This window comes from Shewanella sp. 4t3-1-2LB, from assembly GCF_017368415.1.
GTDB lineage: Bacteria > Pseudomonadota > Gammaproteobacteria > Enterobacterales > Shewanellaceae > Shewanella > Shewanella fodinae.
In genome coordinates, this window is record NZ_JAFNJD010000017.1 from 1 (window position 1) to 26,517 (window position 26,517).

Here is a 26,517-nt window from a genome sequence, read left to right on the forward strand (position 1 = left end):
ACGTTAGAGATTAACGGCCATCGGTTCATCACTGGACTTCAAGAGCACCAAACACAACTACTCAAATTACTCGGTAGACTCTATGAGGTAGTTTATTCCTAAATTAGCTGCGGAATGTCGGATATAAAGCTGTGGGGTGTCAGTAATTACTGGGCAACTCCGTTAGAGTTTATCGGTGCCAATGGTGGTGACTGCGAAGACTTTTCCATCGCTAAGTATTTTACTTTGCTACAACTAGGGATTCCGGACGACAAGATGCGCATCACAATGGTTAAAGCGACCAGCGTCAATCAATACCACATGGTACTGGCGTACTATGAAACGCCAGGGGCAATTCCGTTAATCCTTGACAACCTTGACCCTATTATCAAACCTGCCACCCAGCGAACAGACCTAATTCCAGTCTACAGCTTTAACGGTAAACAGTTATGGCTCAATAAGGAAAAAGGACGAGGGGTATTGGCCGGTTCGGCGACACGTCTGGAAAAGTGGAACGATTTAAGACATAGATTAGGGGCAGACCATATGCGTAAGCCTAAATTGGTGATGGAGTAACCGCGGCAATGACCTTGTTTAGACAGATTTATTCATTACTGTTTGGGCTGTTCCTTTTGGTAGTAGCCAGCCTCGGATACGTACAGTTTAATGAAACTCGAAATTTTCTTGCATCCCAAATGGAGTCTGATCTGAACAATGTCAGCCACTCACTTGGGTTGATGCTAGTGCCCGCGCTGGAAGCGGGTGATATGGCCACGGTAGAAACCATGGTAAACGTGATTTTTGAAGGCGGATATTACCGCAAAGTCACACTTACCTGGCTGATCGATGGCAAACAACAAAGCTGGAATAACGATATTCATATTGATGACGTACCTCAGTGGTTTATCAATTTGAACTTATTTCCCTCGATTGAGAAGGAAACCACAATTACCAGTGGTTGGATCCAGCTAGCCAAACTGAAAATCACAGCTCACCCTGGGTTCGGTTACCATGAACTTTGGCGCATCATGAGTAACACCATCATAGTGTTCTCAATTCTGTTTTTGGTCGCCATTTTCTCGGCTCGACTAGGGCTCACATGGATCCTCAAACCACTGCACGCTATTGCTGAACACGCCAAGAGCATCGCTAAACGTGAATTTGGGCCAGATATGCCCTTGCCCAAGACACAGGAACTACGCGATGTTGTCACTGCGTTCAACAGCATGTCGGCACAGCTAAAACAGATCTTCAGTTCACTTGACGAAGAAGTCACGGCGCTGCGTAAGAAGAATCTGGTGGATCAGGTGTCGGAGCTACCTAATCGACAGTACATGACCGCACGTCTCAATAGTTGGCTCAGCGAGCCCGGCAGTGGCGCCATTATGCTGGTAAGGCTTGATTGGCTGGAGCAGGTGCATAGCAAATATGGCTATCAAGTACGAGATGCCACAATAAAATTATTAGCCTCGAAATTGCAGGAATCACTGGCGGATTTTGATTCGGTGATAGCCAGAATTGCCGCCTATGAATTTGCGTTTTTGGTTACCCATGCTGAACGTGAACAACTGAGCAAATACTTACAAACGCTGGTACGTACCATTAACCAAGAGATGATCAAGGCGGATTGCAAGCCCAATGAGGATTATGCCATAGGTATCGCAGAGCGTCTGGGACAGTGTACAACATCCGACATACTGACCCAGGCAGACAACGCCCTGCAAAAAGCGCTGCAAACGGGTAAGGTCTATCACTGGTTTGAGTCCAGCGAGCAACAACTGTTTACCCGCGAGCAATGGCGCGAAAAACTGTCTCATGCCATTAGTCAGAAACAGTTTCTGTTCCGCTGGCAGCCGGTACAGAATTATGGTCGCGATGGCATCATTCATCATGAATTGTTCTGCCAGTTACAGGTAGGCGACCAATTAGTCCATGCCGGTCAGTTCATGCCATATGTGGAACTGTTATCGCTCGGAAGTTTGCTTGATCGTTGTCTCATCGAAAAAGTGATGGAGCAGAAGTTACTGGAAAAGAGCCCGCAAATCATTGCTGTTAATCTGACGCATCAAAGTGTCGGCGACCACAACTTCCATGAGTGGCTTAACCAGTACCTTAGAGAAACTGAACATCATGGACGTTTGGCATTCGAAATCCAAGAAGCCAGTATCTACAGTGACGCCAAGGCCAGCGAAGCACTGTGTAATGTGATTAGGGATAATGGTGCAACTTTTGGTATTGACCATTTTGGTCGGCAGTTTGGTTCAATGACTTACCTGCAGACGCTGCGACCCAGTTATGTCAAGCTCGATCAGTCATTTGCGCAATTTGAAGATAACCAGCACAACGCTGAACTATGCCGAGCACTGATCAATGTTGCCAGAGGCTTGGATATTGACGTTATTGCAACTGGGATCCAGCAAGAAACACAACTGCAGCGGTTCGAAATGCTCAAAATCCAAGGATATCAAGGGTATATCGCACCACCACAAAATATTGATTAGGATAGAAGATGTTATAAACGAAAAGCCCCTGCAGATGCAGGGGCTTTCTGTATTGGTCGGTGATAGAGGATTCGAACCTCTGACCCTCTGGTCCCAAACCAGATGCGCTACCGGACTGCGCTAATCACCGTAAAACAGCACCGCTTTCATTCATAAAGTACAAAAGCGATTTATATAAATTGGTCGGTGATAGAGGATTCGAACCTCTGACCCTCTGGTCCCAAACCAGATGCGCTACCGGACTGCGCTAATCACCGAAAATATCTACTTCAATTCCTACCCTAAGGGGAAATCTGCTTCAGACAACTGCTGAAACCCTGATTTCATCCGGGAAACTCAACACAGGAAGGAAATGGGGTGGCTGATGGGGCTCGAACCCACGACAACCGGAATCACAATCCGGGACTCTACCAACTGAGCTACAGCCACCACTGTTTTTACTCTATACCGATGTGCTCATTAAGCTGGTGCGCCCAGAAGGATTTGAACCCTCGGCCTCACCCTCCGGAGGGGTGCGCTCTATCCAGCTGAGCTATGGGCGCCCATCGTGTCAGCGCCGCATATAGTAGGGGTTATTAGGGAATGAGTCCACCATTGTTTTGCTTTTTTCTTCTGAGTGTTCAACTTTTAGCTTTATAAACCATCACTATATCCCCACGTCCTCTGACGCATGCCAAAAAATTGACTTGGCGACATAGTCAATTCGTGTTATTTATAGGCAGTTAACAATAAGATTAAACAATACGTTTACATTTCCTCCCGGTAAAATCATGTTGAAGGACACTCGACGTTTTATGACTCCTGATGTGTCATCTCTTGAAAAACGCGTATCCAGGCTAAGACGTCTGGCGACCAAATTTAAACGGGCGGAATCAGCGCAAAATGCCCTGTTGGAAATTTCCAACATTGCCAATGAAGCTGGCAGCATGGAAGATTTCTATCAAGGGATCCACCTGCACCTCAAAAAACTTATCCCGGCAGATAATTTCTATATTTCGCTAAAAAATCAGGATCAGTTAGAGCTCCCCTTTTTCCTTGATGAAAAAGATGCTCATCCCACCGAGTTATACCCGAATAGTAATCTGTCAGACATGCTAAAACGGGGCCTCACAGGTTATGTATTGCGTACTCAGAAACCACTGCTGTGCGACGAAGCAACTGCCGAGCGCCTAGCAGCAGAAGGTGAAATCGAAAATCTCGGTTCGCCCTGCCATCAATGGCTCGGCGTGCCAATTATACGCAACGGCTTGGCTATTGGTGCATTAGTGGTTCAGAGCTATAAATCTGAAGTGTCTTACGGTGAAACCGAAGTGGAGTTGATGGTATTTATCTGTCATCACATTGCCGGGGTATTGGAACGCCTGCGCCACCACGAACAGCTGGAGCAAGCCATTCAACAACGGACTCAGGAACTGAGCCAAGCTTACGATAAACTGAAACAGGAAGTCTATGAGAGGCGCCGTGCTGAACGGCTGCAACGCTCGCTATTTGAAATAGCTGATCTCGCGACCTCAAATCTGGATATGCATGATTTTTATGTGGAACTGCATCAGATCATTAGTCATCTATTACCTGCAAATAACTGCTACATCGCGTTACTGGATCACACATCGACCATATTGGAATTTCCGTTCTATGTGTCGCAACTCAGTTCAATGCCGCCAGCGCCACGGCCATTAAAAGATGGGCTGGTGGAGTATTTATTGCGTAACTGTAAGCCGGTGTTGCTGGCGCAAAAGGATATTCGTCATCTGATAAAGCAGGGTGAGATTTACAGCAAAGCACCGGACTTGAACCATACCCAGACCATGCAGCAATGGATTGGTGTACCACTCAGGATCCAAGGGGAAGTCGTCGGGGCACTGGCGATTTACAGTTTTAGTATGGATCAGAAGTATCAGTTCAAGGACTTGGAACTACTGACCTTTGTATCACAACATATTGCCACCGCCATTGAGCGCAAACTGGCCACAGAAACACTCAAACGCTCGAACGAAGAGCTTGAAGATATGGTGCAGGAACGCACTGCAGAGTTAGCACAAACCAATCACGAGTTACAAAAAGAGATTTCACAACGCCGCACTATTGAGCAAAAACTGATCCACGACGCCAAACATGACAGTCTGACAGGTTTACCCAACCGCCAGATGTTCATGGAACGACTAACAGAAACCTTTGAAAGCCGCCATTTCTACAAATTTGCGTTACTGTTTATCGATCTGGACCGCTTCAAAATGATCAACGATACCCTAGGTCATCTTGAAGGCGATCATTTCCTTATTGAAACCGCTAAACGACTGAATACCTGTATTCGAGATCAAGATCTGCTGGCGCGACTCGGTGGCGATGAATTTGTCATACTGCTGGACAACTTATATAACACTGGAGATGCCAAAGAAGTCGCCGAGCGGATACTTTATGAATTGTCGCGGCCATTCGAGCTATCAGGACAACTTTTCAACTCAGGCGCCAGTATTGGGATCTCACTCTGTGAGGATCCCAGACAGACCAGCAGCGAAACACTGTTGCGGGATGCCGATACCGCCATGTATATGGCAAAAACCCGTGGCAAGGGTTGTTATGTCGTTTTTGATGAAAAATCCCATCAGCAAATGATGCATGACCTGACATTGGAAAATGAGCTCCGTCAGGCGTTCGAGAGCCATCAGCTGCAATTGCAATATGTGCCGGTACAAGACCTCAATAGCAATAAGCTAGTGGCGCTTGACGCCAAACCCTACTGGCAACATCCGCAACATGGTGTGCTGAATTATCGACAGTTAACACAACTTGCAGAGCAAGCCAATCTACAACTTGAGCTTGATCGCTACGTAATTGAACTGCTCAATGACGAATTTGCCTCCTTGCCGTTGGAGCAAGATGCCTTTGTCCACATCTGTTTGTCCAGTCAGCATCTCACCTATAAACATGCGCTGCGTAACCTGCAGAATTGCTTAGGTAGCTGTCGTTTTGCTTTGGACAGATTGTGTATCTTCTTTAACGAAATATCGCTAGCGCGGGATCACGATAACCACGCAATTGGCTTTGAAACGCTAAAAGAACTTGGCGTTAGCCTAGGCATTGCCGATTATGGCAGCGGTTATAGTTCTATACTGACGCTGTCATTTTTACCCATTAGCTGTCTTAAGCTGGAAGCCGAGCTTGCCAATGGCATTCAAGGCGCAAGGCATCGACGATTATTGGCGGCGATCCGTCGCAGCGCCGAATCGCTACAACTACAACTGATTGCCGATGGTGTGAATTCGGCTGAACAGCAGCAAACGTTACAGCAATTAGGAATTTATAAGGTACAGTGCGCGGCTGAAACCCTATTGCCACACGCTCAGAGCAGCTCTATTTGTGCCTGATGACTCACTTGTTGAGCATTGCCCGTAATCCGGCGATGTTACTTTTTCCGGTCTGCATCCGTTGTTCTTCACTTTGTAGCGGTTTACGGTTTTCCCACTGCACGTCATCTTCCGGTAATTCTTTGAGAAACCGGCTGGGTTCACTACGAATCGTTTCGCCAAACTGACGTCGTTCACGACACATCACAAACCATAGTTCCCGTTGCGCACGGGTAATCCCCACGTACGCCAGCCGCCGCTCCTCTTCAATATTGTCTTCATCAATGCTGGTCTGATGCGGTAACAAGCCCTCTTCCATTCCCACCATAAACACATAGGGAAATTCCAACCCCTTAGAGGCATGGAGAGTCATCAGTTGCACTTGGTCGCCCTCTTCATCTTCATTGTTACGCTCCATCATATCGCGCAAGGTCAGCCGCGTGACAACTTCGGGCAGCGTCATCGGCGCATCCAGTTCATCCCCCGCAAGCATCTCGGTCACCCAGCGATATAGTTCTGAGATATTTTTCATACGCATCTCAGCCGCTTTGGCGCTGGGGCTGGTTTCGTACAGATAGTCTTCATAATGAATGCTATGGATCAACTGCTTAATGGCATCAACGCCCTCACCCCGCTGCGCAATTTCGCCAGTATCCACAATAAAGCGGCCGAATTGGATCAGACTCTCAATCGCCGCATGTCCGAGATGATGCTGCAGCTCTGCCTCAAAAATAGCCGTAAACAGCGAGATATGTTTGCTGTTGGCGAAATTGCCAAGTTTTTCCAGCGTTGCCGGGCCAATTCCCCGCTTGGGCAGATTGATAATGCGTAGCAAGGCATTGTCATCATCGGGATTCACCACCAGTCGCAGGTAGGCCATGATGTCTTTAATCTCGGCTCTGGCAAAAAATGATGTACCGCCACTGAGCCGATAAGGGATACGGTTAGTCATCAACGCCCGTTCCAACAACCTCGACTGGTGATTACCTCGGTAGAGTACCGCGTATTCGCCATAGTTAGTGCGGTTCATAAATTTATGACGAATGATCTCCGCCACCACTCGCTCGGCTTCTTGTTCTTCATTGGCCGCCAGCAGCACCCGCAGCGGTTCACCGTGGGGTAATTCGCTGAAAAGTGCTTTGTCATATACGTGAGAGTTGTTGGCAATCAAGATGTTGGCGGCATGCAGAATGCGCTGGCTGGAACGATAATTCTGCTCTAGTTTAATCAGTTTCAGCTCTGGAAAATCCTTGCCCAGTAGCACCAAATTCTGTGGTTTGGCACCCCGCCAAGAATAGATAGACTGATCGTCATCCCCAACGACGGTAAAACGGGCGCGCTCACCCACCAGTAATTTCACCAACTCATACTGGCTAGTATTGGTGTCTTGATATTCATCCACCAACAGGTATTGAATGCGCTTTTGCCAACGACGCCGTACATCTTCGTTATGTCGTAGTAACAGTGTTGGCAGCAGAATAAGGTCGTCAAAATCCAGTGCGTTATAGGCTTTCATATGTTGGGCGTAGCGTTGATATAACAACGCAAACAACTGTTCACGCTCATTTTTTGCCATTTTTCTGGCATGATCGGGGATCACCAATCCGCCTTTCCAATTAGAAATAGCAGATGCCAGTAACCGCAGCAGATCCTTATCTTCCTGTAGTTCGTGCTCTGTTAGTTCTTTCAATAGTGCCAACGTATCCTGATCATCAAACAGTGAAAATCCCGCTTTCAGTCCCAGCGCTTTATGCTCACGCTTGATGATTTCCAGCCCTAACGTATGAAATGTAGAAATCCATAAACCGCGGGTTTCTTTACGACCGATGGAATGAGCAATACGCTCCTTCATTTCACGCGCGGCCTTATTGGTAAACGTCACTGCGGCGATATGTCGTGGTTGATAACCACATTCCTGCACCAGATAAGCAATCTTATTGACGATTACGCGGGTTTTACCACTGCCAGCACCAGCCAAAACCAGGCAAGGGCCGGAAATATAGCGAACGGCGTCATTTTGGGCAGGATTGAGTTTCATTTTGCTCCAATCAACAAAACAGCAGATGCGTCAAATAATAGCAGATGCCGACAGCAAGGTGTGACTGCCGTCTAACGTTACAGTCCTGAGTCCAGTTATTAAATGAATTTCAATCAACCTGTCTTTCAAGACCAGCAAGCTTATAACACGGTGAATAGACGTTACCTTGGGGAATAACGCTGACTGGGTTACAATTCGCTCATCAGCGTTTTTTAAGTGAGAAACCAACATGATCAATGCTAAAAAAATCGAAGATCTGGCGCGGCAGTTGAGTGACAATCTACCTGCTGGCGTCAAACAATTTGCTGGGGAATTTGAAGAACGGAGTAAGCACATTCTGCAACAACAGTTGCTGAAACTGGATATGGTTTCCCGCGAAGAGTTTGAAGTTCAGCAGCATGTGTTACTGAAAACCAGAGAAAAACTGGAAGCCTTGCAGGCACAGGTGGAAGCACTGGAAGCTAAATTGCGCGACCAAGCTTAAGCGAATCAATCGCCAAACAAGACCGCTGCAGCGGTGTTATTCTTAAACCGCTAAGGAAATCTGCAGATGCTGTCTCCCTCCGCCAGAGTGTTTCTCGGTTATTGGTTAGCGTTACTGCTGCCACCATTGATTATCTGGTTAAGTTCAGCATCGCTCTTCCCTTTGATTGAGCTTAACGGCGTGGTGGCCCAGCTTGCCTTTGCGATCACCATGACCGGTACTCGCCCTTGGGGATTACTCACTACTGTGGTGGTACTGACACTTGCTTGGTGTCTGTTACCTGCCACCAAACGCGGTAAGTTGCTATCTTGTGTGCTTATCGCCGTCGCCCTTAATGTTGTGCTTAGCCATCTGCTGAAAGCCCTCTTTGCAGAGCCACGCCCTTATGTCGAATACCTAGCACAAGCGGGGTTGCTGGACTTAACACAATTCTATGCGTTTGATCGTCAAGGCCGTTTAGCCATACTGCAGCAGTTACAACCCGCAGTGCTACCGTTACAGTTGGCACCAGACATTCTGCGTCACTGGCAAGCAGAAACGGGTTACGCATTTCCCTCTGGGCACACACTATTTTCCTGTACATTAAGCTTGAGCTGTAGCCTCTGTTTGCTGCCTCATAATAGGTGGCTACCGCTGTTGCTATTACTCTGGGCCTGGCTGGTAGGGTTAAGCCGATTATTATTGGGGATGCACTGGTCACAGGATGTATTGGCATCGGCAGTGCTTGCCGGCGTGTTAGTCATGGTGAGTTATATCGTGACGGATCGATGGCTCGGTAAAGAATGACAAAGGCCGCTCAAGCGCGGCCTTTGTCATATGTCAGAACAGATACACTATCTCAAAACTTCCTCTAACGCCCGCAAGCATAACGCGACATTTTCGCGACGGGCGCCATAACCCATCAAGCCGATGCGCCAGGCTTTGCCTGCCAAGGCGCCGAGTCCGGCACCGATTTCCAGATTATAGTTTTGCAGCAACTGGCTGCGCACCGCGGCATCGTCCACACCTGCAGGAATATACACGGCGTTCAACTGTGGCAAACGTGACGCTTCTGCCACCACAAAGTTGATGTCGAGCTTTTCTAATCCGGCTTTGAGTAACAAGTGCATTTCATGATGGCGCTGCCAAGCGTGCTCCAATCCTTCGTTTGCCAGCTTGCGCAAGGATTCGTGCAGTGCATACAGAGCGTTGACCGGCGCAGTGTGGTGATAACTGCGCTTGTTGCCGCCGCTCCAGTAACCCATTACGAGCGATTGATCGAGGAACCAGCTCTGTACCGCAGTTTTACGTGCTTTCAGCTTTTCAACTGCGGCGGCAGAGAACGACACTGGCGACAAGCCGGGCACACAAGAGAGGCATTTCTGACTGCCAGAATAGATGGCATCAATACCCCATTCATCCACTTTTAGCTCAACGCCACCCAGTGACGTCACCGCATCAACGATAGAAAGACAACCATATTCTTTGGCTAACGCACACAGGGTTTTGGCGTCTGACAGCGCACCAGTCGAGGTTTCGGCATGCACAAACGCTAAGAATTTCGCATCTGGGTTGGCATGCAAAGCCGCTCTTACTGCATCAGTGTCTACCGGTTCGCCCCACGGACTGTCAACCATGACCGTTACACCACCAATGCGTTCCACATTTTGCCGCATCCGGTCACCAAACACACCATTACGACAAACGATGACTTTCTCGCCCGGCTCTAACAGGTTCACAAAGCAGGTTTCCATGCCAGCACTGCCTGGTGCCGAGACGGCAATAGTCATCTGGTTTTCAGTCTGGAAAGCATATTGGATCAGGCTTTTCAGCTCATCCATCATCGCAATAAATAACGGGTCCAGATGGCCTACGGTCGGGCGCGACTGCGCTGCCAGCACTTCAGGATATACGTCCGAAGGGCCTGGTCCCATCAGAATGCGGCGAGGCGGATTAAAGGCGCTGACAACAGGTGCACTTAACATAGATGTCTCCTTACAACGGAATTGAGGTGGAACTCAGTGGCATGACCTTACCACAAATTTCAAGCCTTCTCCGTCCTGCTTTCGGCTAATCATGGGACTTACGGGCCAAAAATAAACGATACGCCGGACTCGCCGTTTCTTCCTGCCAGACAAAACCCAACTCATCCAGAAAATGTGCAAAAGCGTCATTATCTTCAGGCGGCACTTCAAAGCCTGCGAGAACCTGTCCGAACGCGGCCCCATGGTTGCGGTAGTGGAACAGACTGATATTCCATTTACTTTTGAGTGTTGTCAGAAATTGCAATAGTGCCCCCGGATATTCTGGAAACTCAAAGCTGAAAAGCCTTTCCTGCAAGGGTTGTGGTGGCATGCCGCCGACCATATAACGCACATGTAACTTGGCGGTTTCATCTGCGGACAGATCCTGCACCACAAATCCGACGGCTTGTAGCGCCGAGGTAATTTCCGCTAACTCTTCCTGTCCCCGATTGATGCGAATACCCGCAAATACCACTGCTTGCTCGCGGCCACTGAAACGGTAATTGAACTCCGTCATCACGCGACCGGCTAATACTTCACAGAAATGCAGGAATGCACCAGGCTTTTCAGGAATGGTAACCGCTAGCACCGCTTCTTTATGCTCGCCCAGCTCACAACGCTCTGATACATAACGTAAGCTGTGAAAATTCACGTTAGCACCGCTGAGAATTGCCGCCACCTTGCTATCTTCCCCAGGATGTTTAGCCACGTACTTTTTCAGCCCGGCCAACGATAATGCGCCAGCGGGTTCGGCAATCGCCCGAGTATCTTCAAAAATATCTTTTACTGCGGCACAGATTTCGTCAGACGTCACCGTCACCACTTCATCAACAAAATCTTTTGCCAGACGGAACGGTTCATTACCGATACGCCGCACCGCGACCCCATCGGCAAATAAACCGACCTGTGCCAGCGTGACGGGTTCGCCAGCCTCCATGGCGGCTTTCAGACAGGCGGCATCTTCTGGCTCAACCCCGATAATCCTCACTTCTGGGAAAACGGCCTTGTAATACGCCGCAATACCCGCAATCAAACCACCGCCACCGACCGGCACGAATATCACTTCCAGATCGCGCTGCTGTTGCAGCATCTCCTGGGCAATAGTGCCTTGCCCGGCGATGACAGCTTCATCATCAAACGGGGGAATAAATACCCGCCCCTGATTGCGTGCCAACGACATGGCATACTCATTGGCTTGATCAAACGACTGCCCATACAACACCACATTACCACCAAGGCGGCGCACAGCGTCAACCTTGATATCTGGGGTGGTACCGGGCATGACGATAATGGCATCAATACCCCGAGTTGATGCTGAGAGCGCTACCCCTTGGGCATGATTACCTGCTGAGGCACACACCACACCACATTGGGCTTCTTCAGCATTCAGTTCAGCGATACGGTTATAGGCACCGCGTAACTTAAATGAATGAACAGGTTGCAGATCCTCCCGTTTGAGATACACCTGACAACCTAATCTAGCTGAGAGTTTTTTTAGCAGCGGCAGCGGTGTCACTTTGGCGACGTCATAAACACTGGAAAGTAATATCCGTTGTAGATAGTAGTTCGCCAGCGACAGCTGGGATTGGGACGCGAGCGCTAACATCTCAATCCTCCAACATCGCGCGGTTACGCACCGCACCTTGGTCGGCACTGGTGGCCATCAACGCGTAGGCTTTCAGTGCCATAGACACTGGCCGAACCCGTGCTAATGGTTTCCAAGCTAAAGGCCCTTTGGCCTCCATCGTCGCTCGGCGAGCTGCCAGTACCTCATCGCTTACCTGCAATGAAATAGCACGCGAAGGAATATCAATGGCGATAGTGTCACCATCTTCGATTAATGCGATATTGCCACCTGCGGCAGCTTCTGGAGAAACATGACCGATTGACAGACCAGAGGTACCACCGGAGAAACGGCCATCGGTGATCAACGCGCACTTGGTGCCTAGTCCCATCGATTTCAGATAGCTAGTGGGATACAGCATCTCCTGCATACCCGGACCACCTTTGGGGCCTTCGTAACGGATCACTACCACATCCCCGGCAACCACCGCGCCGCCAAGAATACCATCCACAGCGGCTTCCTGACTTTCAAATACGCGCGCTTTGCCGCTAAACGTCAGATTAGATGCATCTACCCCCGCGGTTTTTACAATACAGCCATTTTTCGCAAGATTACCAAACAGTACCGCTAGTCCGCCTTCCTGACTAAACGCATGCTCACGATCACGAATACAACCGGATTGCCGGTTAGTATCCAGTTCTGACCAGCGACAGTCCTGACTAAAAGCGATGGTAGTTGGGATACCGGCAGGACCGGCACGGTAGAATTCCTTAACCTGTTCGCTGGCAGTGACCATGACGTCATACTGTGCCAACACTGATGCCAATTTACCGTCATCTGCCGCTACATGGTGTACGTCAGTATGTAACAGCCCAGCCCGAGCCAGCTCGCCAAGTATCCCCATTACCCCACCTGCACGGTGCACATCTTCCATATGATACAGGGGTGTGGAAGGGGCAACTTTGCATAAGTGCGGCACTTTGCGACTCAGGCGATCAATATCTGCCACGGTAAAGTCCACCCCAGCTTCCTGCGCCGCTGCCAACAAGTGCAGCACAGTATTAGAAGAGCCGCCCATGGCGATATCTAGAGTCATGGCGTTTTCAAAAGCGTTAAAGGACGCGATGTTGCGCGGCAGCACACTGTCGTCGTTGTCGTAGTAATAACGTTTTGCCAACGCCATCACCCGCCGCCCCGCTTCCAGAAACAGTTCGCGGCGATCAGCATGGGTTGCCACCAGTGAGCCATTGCCAGGCAGTGACAGTCCTAAGGCTTCGGTCAGACAGTTCATCGAGTTAGCCGTAAACATGCCGGAGCAGGAGCCACAAGTCGGGCAAGCACTGCGTTCTATCTGTTCACTGTCGGCGTCCGATACGCGTTTATCTGCGGCCGCGACCATGGCATCGACTAAATCCAGCTTGATGATTTTGTCTGACAATTTGGTTTTGCCGGCCTCCATTGGCCCACCAGAAACAAACACGACCGGAATGTTCAAGCGTAGCGCCGCCATCAGCATCCCGGGAGTGATTTTGTCGCAGTTGGAGATGCACACCAAGGCATCGGCGCAGTGGGCATTCACCATATATTCCACACTGTCGGCAATCAGTTCACGAGACGGCAAGGAATACAACATGCCACCATGCCCCATGGCAATACCATCATCGACCGCAATGGTATTGAATTCTTTAGCGATCCCGCCAGCAGCTTCCACTGCGGAAGCCACCAGCGCCCCCATATCTTTCAGATGCACATGGCCCGGCACAAACTGGGTAAAGGAGTTAGCAATCGCAATAATTGGCTTGCCGAAATCCCCCTCTTTCACGCCGGTAGCGCGCCACAATGCGCGGGCTCCAGCCATATTACGGCCTTCAGTACTGGTGGCGGATCTTAGTTTTGGCATTGCTCAATTCCTTTCTTAAATTCTGCAAAGATTGCGATTGTTCTATATTAGCCGTTGATAGTGCGCGCTATTGGTTGGTAACCTTGCACCACACAAGTCGTAACATCTATCAGCTTATCGAGCTGACGGCTGAGTAATTCAATGGCTTTGTCGCTGTCTACAGCCATATCCAGCAGCAGACATTGGTCCTCTTGCTGCGACATCCGCATATCACACACACGGAAACCGCGATGCCGCGTTACCCGCAGCACCCGCTCTAACACTTCTGGACGCTGCTCCAGGGTCAATACCAGATGATGGATCATTGCTGTATCTCCACTTCGTCAATCATGTCACTATTGGAGGCACCCGGCGGTACCAGCGGCCAAACATTAAATCGGTCATCTATCTGCACATGCAGCAGAAATGGCCCAGGACTGGTGAGCATGTCGCTCAGAGCATCGGCAACCTCTGATGCTTTACTGATACTGCGCCCCGGAATGTTGAAAGCGGCAGCTAAGGTAAGAAAATCGGGATTATCGGACAGGTCAGTTTCGCTGTAACGCTCTTCAAAAAACAGCTGTTGCCATTGTTTCACCATCCCCAACTTTTGATTATCCAGCAACAGAATTTTCAATGGCAGCCGGCGGCGTTTAATGGTGGTCAGTTCTTGCACATTCATCATAAAAGAACCATCACCGCTGACAGCTACCACAGTCGCCCCCGGCCGTGCTACCTGTGCGCCCACCGCCGCCGGCACACCGAACCCCATAGTGCCAAAGCCAGCACTGGACAGATGATCTTCCGGGCGGCGAAACCACATGTGCTGCGCCACCCACATCTGATGTTGTCCAACGTCACAACTAACGACACTGTCTTCCGGCAAGCTATCCGCCAACGCTTTTAACAGCGCTGGCGCATAAATTTGCGTACTAGGACGGTCATAACGCCAGGCATATTGTTGTTTCAGCTGTGCAATATGATGCTGCCACGGGCCAATATCCTGCGACAGCGACAATGCTGGCAATACCATACGTAAGTCATCATTGATGGCAACGTCGGGTTGGCGTAATTTCCCTTGCTCTGCTGCATCAATATCCAGATGGATCACCTTGGCGTGAGGGGCAAAAGTATCGAGTTTGCCGGTCACCCGGTCATCAAAACGGGCGCCAGCCACCAGCAGTAAGTCGGCTTGCTGCACAGCATGATTGGCCGCCTGATTACCGTGCATTCCTAACATGCCAAGGTAGCCGGGAGCATTATGTGCCACCGCACCTAGCCCTTTTAACGTGGCGACTGAAGGAATCCCCGTTCGTTGAATTAATTCCCGCAGTTGTTCTACCGCTCCCGCCATACCGACACCACCCCCGACGTACAACATTGGCCGTTCAGCCTGCGCCAGCAGGGTATTCGCCGCTGCAATTGCAGCAAGATCCAGCGAAGGTTCATCCGGCACCGCTTGCAACGGAGTTTTATACTCCAACTGGGCTAACTGAATATCTTTCGGGATATCCACCAACACCGGCCCTGGACGACCAGCAGCGGCAATTTCGAAGGCTTGATATAAAGTTGCCACCAGTTCGTCAGAAGATGTCACCATAAAACTATGTTTGGTACAGGACAGACTCATACCCAGAACGTCCATCTCCTGAAACGCATCAGTACCGATAACCGGGGTTGCCACTTGTCCGGTAATGGCCACCAGCGGAATAGAATCCATCATGGCATCGGCTAAGGCGGTGATGAGGTTAGTGGCGCCAGGACCAGAGGTCGCAAAACAAACGCCGGTTTTACCACTGGAACGGGCATAGCCGACAGCGGCAAAACCGGCACCTTGCTCATGGCGACACAGCAAGTGCTCTACCTGACTACCATATAGCGCGTCGTATATTGGCATAATGGCCCCCCCTGGGTAGCCAAATACCGTGGTGACGCCATGGGCAGCCAGCACCTTAATAACCGCCTGACTACCGCTGATTGTTTGCCCTTGTTCCATCGCTGTTGTTACCTGCTGTTGCTTGAACACGCCCTAAAACGAAAAAACCCCCGGTCCTTACGGAGCGGGGGTTCGACTGCGACCAGTTGGTCTAACTTCGCGCCGAGCGCCACCCCCGCTGTGATCCAATAATAATCACTACGGTAATAATCACGAGGAGGAGCTTAGCGCTGACGTTAATCATCTTTGGTAACAGTTTCCTGTTGCTATTAAATTCGGTCGTTCGTCGCGGTTTAACATTTATTTGACAGGCGGCGAACAGTTATTAAGCAATACCACAAAGACTTTGTGAAACACAACAAATAATTTTGAGATTGTCGATTTATTGTGGTTGCCAACGCTACTCCAACTGTCAATGAAAAAGGGTTTCCGTAAACGGAAACCCTTTGACCTACGCGTCAAGATTCTAAGTTAACCCGTTTCATTTCAGTCATATAGCCACGCAACTCTTCACCAATATACTCCACATCGGTATTGCGGATGGCGGAGTTCACTTCAATTAGGCGCATATTGTCAACAGCATTGTCATCCGCTTTCAAACCGCCACCAACCCACTGCGGATCGAGACTGTTTACGTAACGACGCAGTAACGGCAATGCAGCATGGTTGAACAGGTAGCAACCATATTCGGCGGTATCGGAGATGACCACATTCATCTCGTACAAACGCTTACGTGCAATCGTGTTAGCAATCAATGGCGTTTCATGCAGCGACTCATAGTAGGCAGATTCCTCGATGATGCCAGCGGACACCATGGTATCGAAGGCCAACTCAACCCCGGCTTTAATCATTGCGATCAGGAAGATCCCCTTGTCAAAGTAGGTTTGCTCTTCAATGAACTCGTCACATTCTGGTGCCTGTTCAAAGCCTGTCGAATTGGTTTCTTCACGCCATTTCAGCAAGTTAGCATCGCCATTGGCCCAATCTTCCATCATCACCCGCGAGAATTCACCGCTGATGATGTCATCCATATGTTTCTGGAACAGCGGAGTGAGCATGGTTTTCAGTTCTTCGGAGATCTCATAAGCTTTGATCTTCGCCGGATTTGACAGACGATCCATCATATTGGTGATACCACCGTGCTTCAGTGCTTCGGTGATCACTTCATAACCTTTCTGGATCAGTTTGGCGGCGTATCCTGGTTCAATGCCTTCATCAAGCATTTTCTCATAGCCCAGAATAGCTCCAGTCTGCAACATACCGCATAGAATGGTCTGTTCGCCCATCAGGTCAGATTTCACTTCGGCGATGAAAGAAGACTGCAACACTCCGGCACGGTCACCGCCGGTAGCGCTCGCATAGGCCTTCGCAATTTCCAAACCATCGCCGTTAGGATCATTTTCAGGATGCACAGCAATCAGGGTGGGAACCCCAAAACCCCGTTTGTACTCTTCGCGGACTTCAGTGCCAGGACACTTAGGCGCCACCATGATGACAGTAATATCCGGGCGAACTTTCATGCCTTCTTCCACGATGTTGAAACCGTGAGAATAAGACAACACCGCACCTTGCTTCATCAACGGCATAATGGCATTCACCACTTTGCTATGCTGTTTATCTGGGGTCAGGTTCAGCACCATATCCGCATCAGGAATAAGTTCTTCAAAGGTACCGACCTTGAACCCATTTTCACTGGCACGCTTGAATGACGCACGTTTTTCAGCAATGGCTTCTGGACGCAGGGCGTAGGCGATCTTCAGGCCTGAATCACGCATGTTGAGCCCTTGGTTGAGCCCCTGTGCGCCACAACCAAGAATGACGATATTCCAGTCCTTAATATATTCACAGCCGTTAACAAATTCACTGCGATCCATAAAACGACACTGACCCAATTGCGCCAACTGCTCACGCAGACTCAGTGTATTGAAATAATTTGCCATCTTGGTCACCTGTATTCACGAATATCCCGACACGTTGCATCCCCCAAGGAAGCAACAATGTTGTTCACTATAGCGCAGGATAATGATTGCTTGAAATGATATATTCGGCATACTACGTTGCATATTTTGCAATATTATGCATAAAAAAACATCAGAGGTTGAGCCTTGGATATTCGGGTTTTAAAAGTCTACCTTGATTTGTGTGACACCTTACATTTTGGTCGCACCGCCGCCAATACACACATCAGTCCATCCGCCCTCAGCCGTATGTTACAGCGACTAGAACAAGACGTTGGCACTAGATTATTTGAGCGGGATAATCGCAGCGTCAACCTGACACACGCAGGCAAAGCATTTCGTCGTTTCGCCGAAGAAACACTGGGGCAGTGGCAAACGCTGAGGCGAGAGCTAGACACTGAACAGCATCTGTTGCGAGGCACCCTGCATCTCTATTGTTCGGTCACCGCCGCCTATAGCCACCTGCCAGCGTTATTGGATCGTTTCCGGCGAGTACAGCCGCTGGTGGATATTAGCCTGACCACGGGTGATGCGGCGGATGCCATGAAAAAAGTCCAGAGTCAGCAAACCGATATTGCCATTGCGGCACTGCAAGATGATTTCACCGACAAATTACACTTTGCGCCCATCGGCAAAGTAACACTCGCGGTCATTGCCCCAGCCGTCCACTGTCAGGTTCATGCTTTGGTTAACCAGACGCCTATTCCTTGGGACAAGCTGCCTTATATTGTGCCGGACCATGGCCCCGGCCGCTTGCGGATGGAACGTTGGTTTAACGCCATGAATATTCGCGCCAATATCTATGCTCAGGTACGCGGACACGAGGCGATAGTGCCGATGGTGGCATTGGGATGTGGTGTCAGTATTACGCCCAATGTGGTGGTCAATAACAGCCCAATGATGGACCGTATTCAAGTATTGCAGTCACCACAGCCCATTTCTCCATTCGAACTGGGCTGTTGCTGTTTGCACAAACGTATGGAAGACCCATTGATTAATGCGTTTCTGTCCGTTATTTAGTGGGGCAGTTCGAGCTTATCTCTTGGTGGTTGTTCCGCTTCTATTGGGACTAACCGAGTGACTAGAAGTTGATCCACTTTGTAGGAATCAATATCGACCACTTCAAATTTGTAACCGGCAAAATTGACGGAATCGGTGCGTTTGGGGATCTTGCGCAGCATATACATCATAAAGCCAGCCACCGTTTCGTAGTTCTGGCTCTGAGGAAATTCCTCAATTTCAAACGCACGCATAATATCGGTAATCGGTGTGACACCATCCACCAACCAGGAGTTAGCGTCGCGGGCCACGATCTGCTCTTCACTTTCGTGCAGCGACCAAGCGCCCATCACCGCACTTTGCAGATCGTTTGTCGTTACCATCCCCACCACTAAGGCATACTCATTCATCACCACGGCAAAATCGGCCCGCTGCTGCCGGAAATACTCCATGGCCTCAGACAAGCTCAAGGTGTCTGGCACAATCACACATGTACGCACCAACGAGGCATCCAGCAAGTCGATTTTCCTGCCGCTGATCACCCGAACCAGCAACTCTTTGGCATCAACATAACCTTTGATATTATCGAGCTGTCCATCACATACCAGAAATTTACTGTAAGGATGGCTACCGATTTTGGCCTTGATTTCATCCTCAGTATCTTGCAGCAGGAAGTACACCAAGCCTTCGCGCGCGGTCATTGCTGACGTGACACTCACCGACTGCAATTCGAACACATTTTCAATCATTTGTTGTTCGTCTTTATCGAGCACACCAGCCTCTGCCCCCGCATCCATAATCGCGTAAATGTCATCGGAAGTGATTTCATCATTACGCGCGGTAGGAATGCGCAATCCACGAAAAACAAAATTAGCCAATCCATTGAACAACCACACCAGTGGTCTTAGTAGTTTAATACACACTACCATTGGTCCTACTATAACCACCGCCACTTTCTCTGGCACTGCCATCGCCACGCGTTTTGGCATCAGATCCGCCAATAAAATAAAGAGGCTAGTCACCATTACGAATGACAGTACAAAACTTACTTTACCGAGCCAGGGTTCTGTTAATAAAGACGCCAGCAGCGAGGTAAAGTAAGGGGTAAAAGCAGATTCACCGACAATACCGCCCATAATCGCCACGGCGTTCAACCCTATCTGTACCACTGTAAAAAAGCTGCCAGGGGTGGTTTGCAGTGTCAGCACTTTTTCAGCACGCAGATCCCCTTCTTCGATCATCTGTCGCAGGCGGATTTTACGGGATGCAGCCAAGGCAATTTCTGACATAGAGAAGAAACAGCTAATAGCAATCAGGCACAACACGATAACCGTATTTTCAAATACACTCATAACGCACTCACACCACTGCACCATTCACTGCCAACAGTGCAATCAATTACAGGAAAAAGCTGGAATGCTGCCACAGCAGCGCCGATGATGTATTTGCCATCGCTCGGTTATGGGACACTCCGGGAAGATAACCGCCTATATTATAACCGCTTTTCGGCTATTTGGGCAGACACCTATCACGACAGATCTAAGGTATCTGCGTTTGATGAAGCAGATATGAAACTATTGGTACAAGGAAGAGACACTAAAGCGGCTCGCCACCCACGCTTAAACTCAAACAGTGATGAGCCGCAGCAATCTATTGGTATTTTTGCAAGGATTCAATCCGTTGATAGCCCATCTCATTGAGCTGGTCATTGACACAATCCAGCAGATAGTCGGCAAGTTCAGCTTTGCTGACCTCATCTTCAGTGGCCATTTGTCGGCACACCTGAATCAATTCCTTAATATCTGCTACTGATGCCTGAGGCAACGGCTCATCTTCTGCCATCACCGAAAAACTCACTAACATTGCCGCCAGCAGCGCCAACGCTTTCATTTTCTACTCTCCTTGCATGGTTATGACCGTACCAGTAGTACTGGCACCTTAAAATCGCGCACAATCTAGCACTAACCTAAGTGCTTTGATAACAAATTATTTTTGCCGTTGTCGTGACCGAAATTATCCAATTCATTACATTATATTCACCGGGTGACTGCAGTTGATTTACTGCTAAACTCAAAAGCTGACTGGATATTCTTACGACCAGAGACAAAAGGATTTGCTATGGCCATCGCCAGAGTCGCAACACGCGCTGCAATGGGCGTTAATGCTCCGCAAGTATGGGTTGAAGCCCATCTCTCGAATGGATTACCAGCTTTTAATCTAGTGGGTCTTCCAGAAGCCTCCGTAAAAGAAGCGCGCGAGCGAGTACGCAGTGCCCTGATCAATGCAGGATTTGAGTTTCCACAACGGCGTATTACCATCAATCTGGCACCGGCAGATCTGCCTAAACAGGGAGGACGCTATGACCTCCCCATCGCCATCGGCATTCTCGCCGCATCGGGGCAACTGCCATTGCCACCATTAGCACAACATGAATTTGTCGGCGAATTGGCGCTCTCAGGAGAAATTAGGGAATGCGCCGGACTGCTGCCGGTGATTGTGGCCGCCCGCAAGCTTGGCATGCAACTGGTAATGCCCCAAGGCAACCGCAGCGAAGCTGAATTGGTGGGCTATGATGGCGTCAAATTAGCACAACATCTTCAGCATGTAGCGGCTTATTTGCATGGGCAAGAAACCTTACCGGGGATCGATGGCACCACCCAATGGCAACAGCCACAACCGCTGATTGAACATGCTTGTCTCAGCGACGTGATTGGACAATATCAAGCCAAGCAAGCATTAGAGATAGCGGCGGCTGGCGGCCACAACTTACTGATGTTAGGCCCGCCAGGCACAGGTAAAACGATGCTTGCAAGCCGTATCATCTCGTTGCTGCCGCCACTTAATTATGAGGAAGCACTGGAAGTCGCCGCTATCCACTCAGTGGCAGGCATGGCGATAGAGCCTACCCAATTCCACCGCAGGCCATTTCGCACGCCACATCACACCAGTTCAGCTATCTCCTTAGTCGGCGGTGGCAGCGTGCCCCGACCAGGAGAGATTTCGCTAGCGCACCTAGGGGTGCTATTTCTTGATGAGGTGGCTGAATTTCCGCGGCGAGTGTTGGACTGCTTACGAGAACCCATGGAAACAGGAGAAGTTGTCATTTCACGTGCTGCCGCCAAACTTACCTTTGCCGCCCGCTTCCAACTGATCGCCGCAATGAATCCCAGTCCCTGTGGCGACGTTGGTAGTGACAGCCGTGCTACTCCCGATCAAATTCGCCGCTATCTGTCACGCCTTTCCGGGCCATTCATCGACCGTTTTGATCTGACCATTGAAGTCCCCAAACTGCCGCCTGGCACATTAACGGCGCAGACGGGGAGCAGCGAAACCAGTGCTAGTATCGCTGCCAGAGTATGGGCTGCCCGCGAACGGCAACTCAGCCGAGCAGGGATGTTGAATAGCCAGTTAGGCAGTAAAGCATTAAAGCAGGCTGGTTTTCAGGACGCAGATTTGGTGTTTCTAGAGCAAAGTGTCACCAAACTTGGCTTATCGGTACGCAGCTTTCACCGGCTACAACGGGTTGCGCGCACCATCGCCGATTTGCAACACGCCGAGCGTGTAGAGCGGCGCCATATTGCGCAGGCGTTAGGATATCGCGCAATGGATCGGCTACTGGCGGGATTACGGGCACAGTGAACGCTGTGCCCTGACATTAGTTAGCTTAAAAGTTTACGGGCAGCATTCACGACGATAGAGATGGCCTGCTGTTCAGTACCTTTCATCACCGCTTCATCGGGAATTTCCTGCTGTGTCCGGTTGACAATAACCCCGGCGACACAAGCCGCACGCCAGCCTTGGCTAGCACACATGGTGAATAAGGTTGCCGACTCCATCTCATAATTGAGCACACCTAGTTCCTGCCAGTGCTTAAGCGAGCCCACAAAGCGCTGGGTGACACGGCCGGACACCGTATCGTATCGCTCCTGTCCGGGATAAAAGGTATCAGAAGAAGCGGTGATGCCCACATGGGGTTCTACGCCCGCATCACGACAGGCGTCCACCATCGCAGCCGTACAGGCAAAGTCAGCAACGGCAGGATACTCCATCGGCGCAAAATGCAGACTAGCACCATCTAGGCGTACCGATGCTTGCGATACAATAATATCGCCAACTTGCACGTGTGGCTGAATCGCCCCGGTAGTTCCAATACGCAAAAAAGTACGGACCCCCAACTGAGCTAACTCTTCGACAGCAATGGACGTTGATGGACCGCCAATACCGGTGGAACAGATGACAATTGGCTTGCCATCAATATTGGCGACATATGAAGTAAACTCACGGTGACTGGCAAGAAACTCAGCATCATCCAGTAATGCCGCGATACGTTTTACCCGCTCGGGATCGCCTGGCACTATCGCCAGTGTTGCCCCACGCAACATAGATTTACTCAATCCTAAATGGAAAACATCGGCCATATCTACCTCTATTTTTGTTAAGCCAATGGTCCCGGAATGTCACTTCCGGAGGAAGCCGCTAAGATTAACCTGAAGCGGACAAATCACGCAACGCCATCTGCCGATGAGTGGTTCATTATCCTGACGTTCTAACTGAAAAACACTGCAATTAGCGCTACTATTAAAGCTTGTCGACATGACAAGACCATGAGGGTTAACTGTTATGTTTTGGCAAATATCTCTTTTCAGTCAAAATGTTAAGGAGTAAGCCTATGTTTACGGAATACGGTGCGCTGGTAACAGAACTCAAGAATTCTAATATTCAATTCCAAAAACTCTTCGAAGAACATGACCAACTTGATAAAGAGATTAGAAAAATTGAGCGCTACCCCTCCAGCGAATTCACTCAGGAAGTGAAAGTGCTGAAAAAACGCAAACTGGAGTTGAAAGAGCAATTGTTTGATATTCTCAAATGCCACCCCGGCTTCCAACACTGACCTCAGAAACAAACAGGGCGCCCTCTGGCGCCCTTGTTGACTGAAGATAACACCCAAAACTACAGATAGTAGGCCTGTAACGGAGGGAAACCGTTAAAACACACGGCGGAATACGTTGTGGTGTAAGCGCCAGTGGTTAACCAGTACATACGGTCACCAATGGCCAAATCCCCCGGTAAGCCATAAGCATACTGCTCATACATAATGTCGGCACTATCACAGGTAGGCCCAGCAATCACGCAACGTTCCAGCGGCCCTTTAGCTTCTGTATAAATAGGAAACTTGATGGCCTCATCCATGGTTTCAATTAACCCGGAGAATTTACCTACATCGGTGAAAACCCAACGCTCCAGCGCAGTATGCGATTTACGACTGATCAACACTACTTCTGAGACCAAAATACCGGCGTTAGAGATCAACGAACGACCAGGTTCCAGAATAATGCGCGGGAAGTTGTCACCAAAGTCCTCTTTGAGGAAGTAAGTGATCTGCTCCGCGTACATCCCCAACGTGTTGGTCTTATCGATGTAATTCGCCGGGAATCCACCGCCCATATTGACCATCTGCAGCTCAATACCGTGATCTTCCTTCAAGCGTTGAAACAGTACACTCACTTTGCCGATGGCAGCATCCCAAGCGCCAATATCACGCTGCTGGGAACCGACATGAAATGAGATACCGTAGGGTTGCAGTCCCAAATCACGCGCCAGTACCAGTAATTCATAAGCCATTTCATTCTGGCAGCCAAACTTACGGGACAACGGCCAGTCTGCAGTTTCAGTCCCTTCCGTCAGGATCCGCACATAGACTCGAGAACCTGGCGCTTCTTCAGCAATCATGCGTAAATCCGGTTCAGAATCTGAAGCGAACATACGCACGCCACGCTGATAAAATTCGCGGACGTCCTGACGCTTCTTAATAGTGTTGCCATAACTGATGCGATCCGGTGTCACACCGAGTTCCATCACCATGTTCAGCTCATAGATTGAGGCAATGTCAAAGTTGGCGCCTTTATCACGCAGTAGAGACAGGATCTCCTTCGCCGGATTGGCTTTAACTGCATAAAACACATCGGCGTAGGGGAAACTTTCCACCATGTCGTTGTATTGTTTGGCAATGATATTGGTATCAATCACCACAAATGGCGTCGGCTTGGTGTCCGCAAATGCTTTTATCTTGCTAAAGGTTTCAGTGTCGTAGTAATCAGCAACGTTAATAGCATGGAACTGGCTCATTGGCCCCGGGTCTCCTAGTCAGACTGTCGGCAACATTGCCGATACAGGTTGAAAAACGTGCGAAGTAGACGATATTTTCTAGTCTGATGCAACGAATTTTTATGCCCTAGAAGCAATTTTTTATTCTTTTTTGTTTTCATCCTGTTAAATGCCATTTAATCCTTTTAAATTCAAAATCTTAAGTTGGTCTTTTAACAGGGGTTTCTCAGGTTTTCTTTGTTCTATTTATTAGGAAAAAACCATCCTTTTTCTGCGATTATTTTCGATAAAAATAAAGTGTAGGCTTTATTACAGTCGATGAGGAACGCAAGTGGTTGTTACAACTGCGATATCCCATGAAAACCATTTTGGAGTCACTATGTTAGAACGTCTGAACAATGCCAGTTCGCGGATGCCTGCAATCTTTGTTGGTCATGGTAGCCCTATGAACGCGATTGAAGAAACCACTTACACCCGCCAGTGGCAACAATGGGGCCAACGGCTACCAGCGCCGAAAGCGATTCTGGTGGTATCTGCCCATTGGTTAACTTATGGCACAGCCATCACTGGTGCCGCCATGCCTGAAACCATTCACGATTTTGGCGGTTTTCCTGCCAAACTGTACGCACAACAGTATAAGGTGCCAGGTAATCCAGAACTGGCGCAACAAATTGCCGCAGCACTAGAGCAACAGGTTATCGTAGATGAACAACGCGGCTTAGATCATGGCGCATGGTCAGTATTGATGCATATGTATCCTGACGCAGACATCCCGGTGCTGCAACTGAGTATCGATCCACGATTGACACCGCAACAACAGTACGCGTTAGGTCGCCAACTACGACCACTGCGAGAACAGGGGATCTTGATTGTGGCTTCAGGCAACGTAGTCCACAATTTGAGGGTCATGCGCTTTGATGGCCCCGCCTATCCGTGGGCTCAGGAATTTACCGAGGCGATCACCCAAAAACTGCAGGAGGGTGATGACGCGGCAATCTTAAATTATCAACACTTAGTTTCACCACAAGTGGCACAGATGTGCCACCCAACCGATGACCATCTGCAACCCCTGTTTTATCTGCTCGGGGCCGGTTATGACGATGAATCTCGACAACTGTTCAATAACAGCATCGACCTGCGAGCCATCGCCATGCTCAGCCTGCAGATGGGCTAATCACTTGGTGGCAGGTAAATCGAGTCCGCTGTTTTGCAGTGCCTGTTTTAGCGAATCGGCGCTATCAAAATAGCGGATTTGGGTGATCTTTAGTTGTTCGAGATTGATCAATGCGGCAGTATCCTCGGCCACAGGAAACAATTTGGTAGGTTGACCGTCTCGATCTAATGCCACTGGGAAGCTGAAATCTTTCATCTTTGGAATGGCCACCAACCGGGCAATCAGTGACGGCATACCGCTGATATCCGCGATATAGATCAGTCCGTTGTTTCGCATAGCCTCACCGCTGACGCCTTCCAATGCTTCTCTGGCAATCTTGCCACCCGCCATAGAACGGGTAAAAATCAGTAACTTGTTACTACTATCCAGTGCCAATTCAGCTTCAAACTGATCCTGTAATGTTAATGGCTGCAGGGTGTCACCAACGGCATACTCTGATGCTAAAGCTGGCGTCAAAGAAAACAGCGCCAGACACATCACCAACAGGATTGCGGGAATTTTCATGTTCGTCCTTTTTTGATTCATTGTATAGTTGGCGGAAACCGCT

General features: G+C 49.4%; 20 protein-coding genes, 4 tRNA genes and 1 pseudogene. 9 read left to right on the plus strand and 16 right to left on the minus strand.

The window, feature by feature from the left end:
- Positions 1 to 120: 120 nt before the first annotated feature.
- Positions 121 to 555 (plus strand): annotated as a pseudogene (locus tag J3L11_RS08090) (transglutaminase-like cysteine peptidase); the annotation flags it as partial.
- Between the two features lie 8 nt (positions 556 to 563).
- Entirely contained in the window at positions 564 to 2,480 is a 1,917-nt protein-coding gene (locus tag J3L11_RS08095; RefSeq protein WP_207570688.1) for an EAL domain-containing protein, read from the plus strand.
- Between the two features lie 53 nt (positions 2,481 to 2,533).
- Here the strand turns inward: J3L11_RS08095 and J3L11_RS08100 are convergent.
- The 4 genes from J3L11_RS08100 to J3L11_RS08115 form a co-directional block, all read right to left on the minus strand.
- Positions 2,534 to 2,610: transfer RNA gene (locus tag J3L11_RS08100), tRNA-Pro, on the minus strand.
- A 50-nt stretch (positions 2,611 to 2,660) separates the two neighbouring features.
- A tRNA-Pro gene (locus tag J3L11_RS08105) sits at positions 2,661 to 2,737 on the minus strand.
- A gap of 96 nt (positions 2,738 to 2,833) precedes the next feature.
- Positions 2,834 to 2,909, minus strand: a tRNA-His gene (locus J3L11_RS08110).
- Positions 2,910 to 2,945: 36 nt separating this feature from the next.
- A tRNA-Arg gene (locus J3L11_RS08115) sits at positions 2,946 to 3,022 on the minus strand.
- 228 nt (positions 3,023 to 3,250) lie between these two features.
- On the opposite strand from J3L11_RS08115, the gene J3L11_RS08120 reads away from it, so the two are divergent.
- A complete protein-coding gene (locus J3L11_RS08120) occupies positions 3,251 to 5,848 on the plus strand; it encodes a diguanylate cyclase (RefSeq protein ID WP_207570689.1) in 2,598 nt (865 codons plus the stop codon).
- A 4-nt stretch (positions 5,849 to 5,852) separates the two neighbouring features.
- Here J3L11_RS08120 and rep read toward each other — a convergent pair whose 3' ends face one another.
- Positions 5,853 to 7,865, minus strand: a complete 2,013-nt coding sequence (gene rep / locus J3L11_RS08125) for a DNA helicase Rep (protein WP_207570690.1) — start codon at positions 7,863 to 7,865, stop codon at positions 5,853 to 5,855.
- Positions 7,866 to 8,094: 229 nt separating this feature from the next.
- Here rep and J3L11_RS08130 point away from each other — a divergent pair, with 229 nt between their 5' ends.
- The gene (locus tag J3L11_RS08130) at positions 8,095 to 8,349 is read left to right on the plus strand and encodes an accessory factor UbiK family protein (RefSeq protein WP_189618441.1); all 255 of its coding nucleotides are present in this window, start codon (positions 8,095 to 8,097) and stop codon (positions 8,347 to 8,349) included.
- A gap of 66 nt (positions 8,350 to 8,415) precedes the next feature.
- Complete coding sequence (locus tag J3L11_RS08135) at positions 8,416 to 9,135, plus strand: phosphatase PAP2 family protein (protein ID WP_207570691.1); 720 nt, start codon at positions 8,416 to 8,418, stop codon at positions 9,133 to 9,135.
- Positions 9,136 to 9,182: 47 nt separating this feature from the next.
- Here the strand turns inward: J3L11_RS08135 and J3L11_RS08140 are convergent, their stop codons facing one another.
- The 6 genes from J3L11_RS08140 to ilvC all read right to left on the minus strand — a co-directional run bounded on the left by J3L11_RS08140 (position 9,183) and on the right by ilvC (position 17,671).
- A complete protein-coding gene (locus tag J3L11_RS08140; RefSeq protein ID WP_207570692.1) occupies positions 9,183 to 10,313 on the minus strand; it encodes an alanine--glyoxylate aminotransferase family protein in 1,131 nt (376 codons plus the stop codon).
- A gap of 85 nt (positions 10,314 to 10,398) precedes the next feature.
- Entirely contained in the window at positions 10,399 to 11,958 is a 1,560-nt protein-coding gene (ilvA, locus tag J3L11_RS08145; RefSeq protein ID WP_207570693.1) for a threonine ammonia-lyase, biosynthetic, read from the minus strand.
- A gap of 1 nt (position 11,959) precedes the next feature.
- On the minus strand, positions 11,960 to 13,816 hold the full coding sequence (gene ilvD, locus J3L11_RS08150) for a dihydroxy-acid dehydratase (RefSeq protein ID WP_207570694.1): 1,857 nt from the start codon (positions 13,814 to 13,816) through the stop codon (positions 11,960 to 11,962).
- Between the two features lie 47 nt (positions 13,817 to 13,863).
- A complete protein-coding gene (gene ilvM, locus J3L11_RS08155) occupies positions 13,864 to 14,121 on the minus strand; it encodes an acetolactate synthase 2 small subunit (protein WP_207570695.1) in 258 nt (85 codons plus the stop codon).
- Positions 14,118 to 15,791 carry an acetolactate synthase 2 catalytic subunit gene (ilvG, locus tag J3L11_RS08160; RefSeq protein WP_207570696.1) on the minus strand — a complete coding sequence of 558 codons (1,674 nt, stop codon included), beginning with the start codon at positions 15,789 to 15,791 and terminating at the stop codon, positions 14,118 to 14,120. Before ilvG ends, ilvM begins: the two co-directional genes overlap by 4 nt.
- A 398-nt stretch (positions 15,792 to 16,189) precedes the next feature.
- Positions 16,190 to 17,671, minus strand: coding sequence for a ketol-acid reductoisomerase (gene ilvC / locus J3L11_RS08165; RefSeq protein ID WP_207570697.1), 1,482 nt, complete (start codon positions 17,669 to 17,671; stop codon positions 16,190 to 16,192).
- A 165-nt stretch (positions 17,672 to 17,836) separates the two neighbouring features.
- On the opposite strand from ilvC, the gene ilvY reads away from it, so the two are divergent.
- Positions 17,837 to 18,709: an HTH-type transcriptional activator IlvY gene (ilvY, locus tag J3L11_RS08170; RefSeq protein WP_207570698.1), complete on the plus strand. Its 873-nt coding sequence runs from the start codon at positions 17,837 to 17,839 to the stop codon at positions 18,707 to 18,709.
- On the opposite strand, the gene J3L11_RS08175 is transcribed toward ilvY, so the two are convergent.
- Together J3L11_RS08175 and J3L11_RS08180 are read right to left on the minus strand one after the other, a co-directional pair.
- The gene (locus tag J3L11_RS08175) at positions 18,706 to 20,040 is read right to left on the minus strand and encodes a hemolysin family protein (RefSeq protein WP_189618424.1); all 1,335 of its coding nucleotides are present in this window, start codon (positions 20,038 to 20,040) and stop codon (positions 18,706 to 18,708) included. The two genes, ilvY and J3L11_RS08175, sit on opposite strands and share 4 nt — an antisense overlap.
- Positions 20,041 to 20,338: 298 nt before the next feature.
- Entirely contained in the window at positions 20,339 to 20,578 is a 240-nt protein-coding gene (locus J3L11_RS08180) for a hypothetical protein (protein WP_133037480.1), read from the minus strand.
- A gap of 228 nt (positions 20,579 to 20,806) precedes the next feature.
- Here J3L11_RS08180 and J3L11_RS08185 point away from each other — a divergent pair, with 228 nt between their 5' ends.
- Entirely contained in the window at positions 20,807 to 22,327 is a 1,521-nt protein-coding gene (locus tag J3L11_RS08185) for a YifB family Mg chelatase-like AAA ATPase (protein ID WP_133037481.1), read from the plus strand.
- Positions 22,328 to 22,347: 20 nt separating this feature from the next.
- Here the strand turns inward: J3L11_RS08185 and udp are convergent, their stop codons facing one another.
- A complete protein-coding gene (gene udp / locus J3L11_RS08190) occupies positions 22,348 to 23,106 on the minus strand; it encodes a uridine phosphorylase (protein ID WP_189618421.1) in 759 nt (252 codons plus the stop codon).
- Positions 23,107 to 23,357: 251 nt separating this feature from the next.
- Between udp and J3L11_RS08195 the strand changes: the two genes are divergently transcribed.
- Positions 23,358 to 23,582 (plus strand): DUF465 domain-containing protein, encoded by a 225-nt coding sequence (locus J3L11_RS08195; protein ID WP_133037483.1) that lies wholly within the window; start codon positions 23,358 to 23,360, stop codon positions 23,580 to 23,582.
- 59 nt (positions 23,583 to 23,641) lie between these two features.
- Here the strand turns inward: J3L11_RS08195 and J3L11_RS08200 are convergent, their stop codons facing one another.
- Positions 23,642 to 24,817, minus strand: coding sequence for a type III PLP-dependent enzyme (locus J3L11_RS08200; protein WP_133037484.1), 1,176 nt, complete (start codon positions 24,815 to 24,817; stop codon positions 23,642 to 23,644).
- Between the two features lie 358 nt (positions 24,818 to 25,175).
- On the opposite strand from J3L11_RS08200, the gene ygiD reads away from it, so the two are divergent.
- The gene (gene ygiD, locus J3L11_RS08205) at positions 25,176 to 25,970 is read left to right on the plus strand and encodes a 4,5-DOPA dioxygenase extradiol (protein ID WP_207570699.1); all 795 of its coding nucleotides are present in this window, start codon (positions 25,176 to 25,178) and stop codon (positions 25,968 to 25,970) included.
- Here the strand turns inward: ygiD and J3L11_RS08210 are convergent, their stop codons facing one another.
- Positions 25,971 to 26,474 (minus strand): hypothetical protein, encoded by a 504-nt coding sequence (locus J3L11_RS08210; protein ID WP_242695154.1) that lies wholly within the window; start codon positions 26,472 to 26,474, stop codon positions 25,971 to 25,973. It lies immediately after the preceding gene.
- Between the last annotated feature and the right edge of the window lie 43 nt (positions 26,475 to 26,517).

Coding starts and splice junctions, on each gene's coding strand:
- J3L11_RS08180 (WP_133037480.1), bottom strand. CDS start 20,578: ATGAAAGCGTTGGCGCTGCTGGCGGCAATGTTAGTGAGTTTTTCGGTG.
- ilvM (WP_207570695.1), bottom strand. CDS start 14,121: ATGATCCATCATCTGGTATTGACCCTGGAGCAGCGTCCAGAAGTGTTA.
- ygiD (WP_207570699.1), top strand. CDS start 25,176: ATGTTAGAACGTCTGAACAATGCCAGTTCGCGGATGCCTGCAATCTTT.
- J3L11_RS08140 (WP_207570692.1), bottom strand. CDS start 10,313: ATGTTAAGTGCACCTGTTGTCAGCGCCTTTAATCCGCCTCGCCGCATT.
- J3L11_RS08095 (WP_207570688.1), top strand. CDS start 564: ATGACCTTGTTTAGACAGATTTATTCATTACTGTTTGGGCTGTTCCTT.
- ilvC (WP_207570697.1), bottom strand. CDS start 17,671: ATGGCAAATTATTTCAATACACTGAGTCTGCGTGAGCAGTTGGCGCAA.
- J3L11_RS08200 (WP_133037484.1), bottom strand. CDS start 24,817: ATGAGCCAGTTCCATGCTATTAACGTTGCTGATTACTACGACACTGAA.
- ilvA (WP_207570693.1), bottom strand. CDS start 11,958: ATGTTAGCGCTCGCGTCCCAATCCCAGCTGTCGCTGGCGAACTACTAT.
- J3L11_RS08210 (WP_242695154.1), bottom strand. CDS start 26,474: ATGAAAATTCCCGCAATCCTGTTGGTGATGTGTCTGGCGCTGTTTTCT.
- J3L11_RS08120 (WP_207570689.1), top strand. CDS start 3,251: ATGTTGAAGGACACTCGACGTTTTATGACTCCTGATGTGTCATCTCTT.
- J3L11_RS08195 (WP_133037483.1), top strand. CDS start 23,358: ATGTTTACGGAATACGGTGCGCTGGTAACAGAACTCAAGAATTCTAAT.
- J3L11_RS08175 (WP_189618424.1), bottom strand. CDS start 20,040: ATGAGTGTATTTGAAAATACGGTTATCGTGTTGTGCCTGATTGCTATT.
- J3L11_RS08185 (WP_133037481.1), top strand. CDS start 20,807: ATGGCCATCGCCAGAGTCGCAACACGCGCTGCAATGGGCGTTAATGCT.
- J3L11_RS08135 (WP_207570691.1), top strand. CDS start 8,416: ATGCTGTCTCCCTCCGCCAGAGTGTTTCTCGGTTATTGGTTAGCGTTA.
- udp (WP_189618421.1), bottom strand. CDS start 23,106: ATGGCCGATGTTTTCCATTTAGGATTGAGTAAATCTATGTTGCGTGGG.
- rep (WP_207570690.1), bottom strand. CDS start 7,865: ATGAAACTCAATCCTGCCCAAAATGACGCCGTTCGCTATATTTCCGGC.
- ilvD (WP_207570694.1), bottom strand. CDS start 13,816: ATGCCAAAACTAAGATCCGCCACCAGTACTGAAGGCCGTAATATGGCT.
- ilvG (WP_207570696.1), bottom strand. CDS start 15,791: ATGGAACAAGGGCAAACAATCAGCGGTAGTCAGGCGGTTATTAAGGTG.
- J3L11_RS08130 (WP_189618441.1), top strand. CDS start 8,095: ATGATCAATGCTAAAAAAATCGAAGATCTGGCGCGGCAGTTGAGTGAC.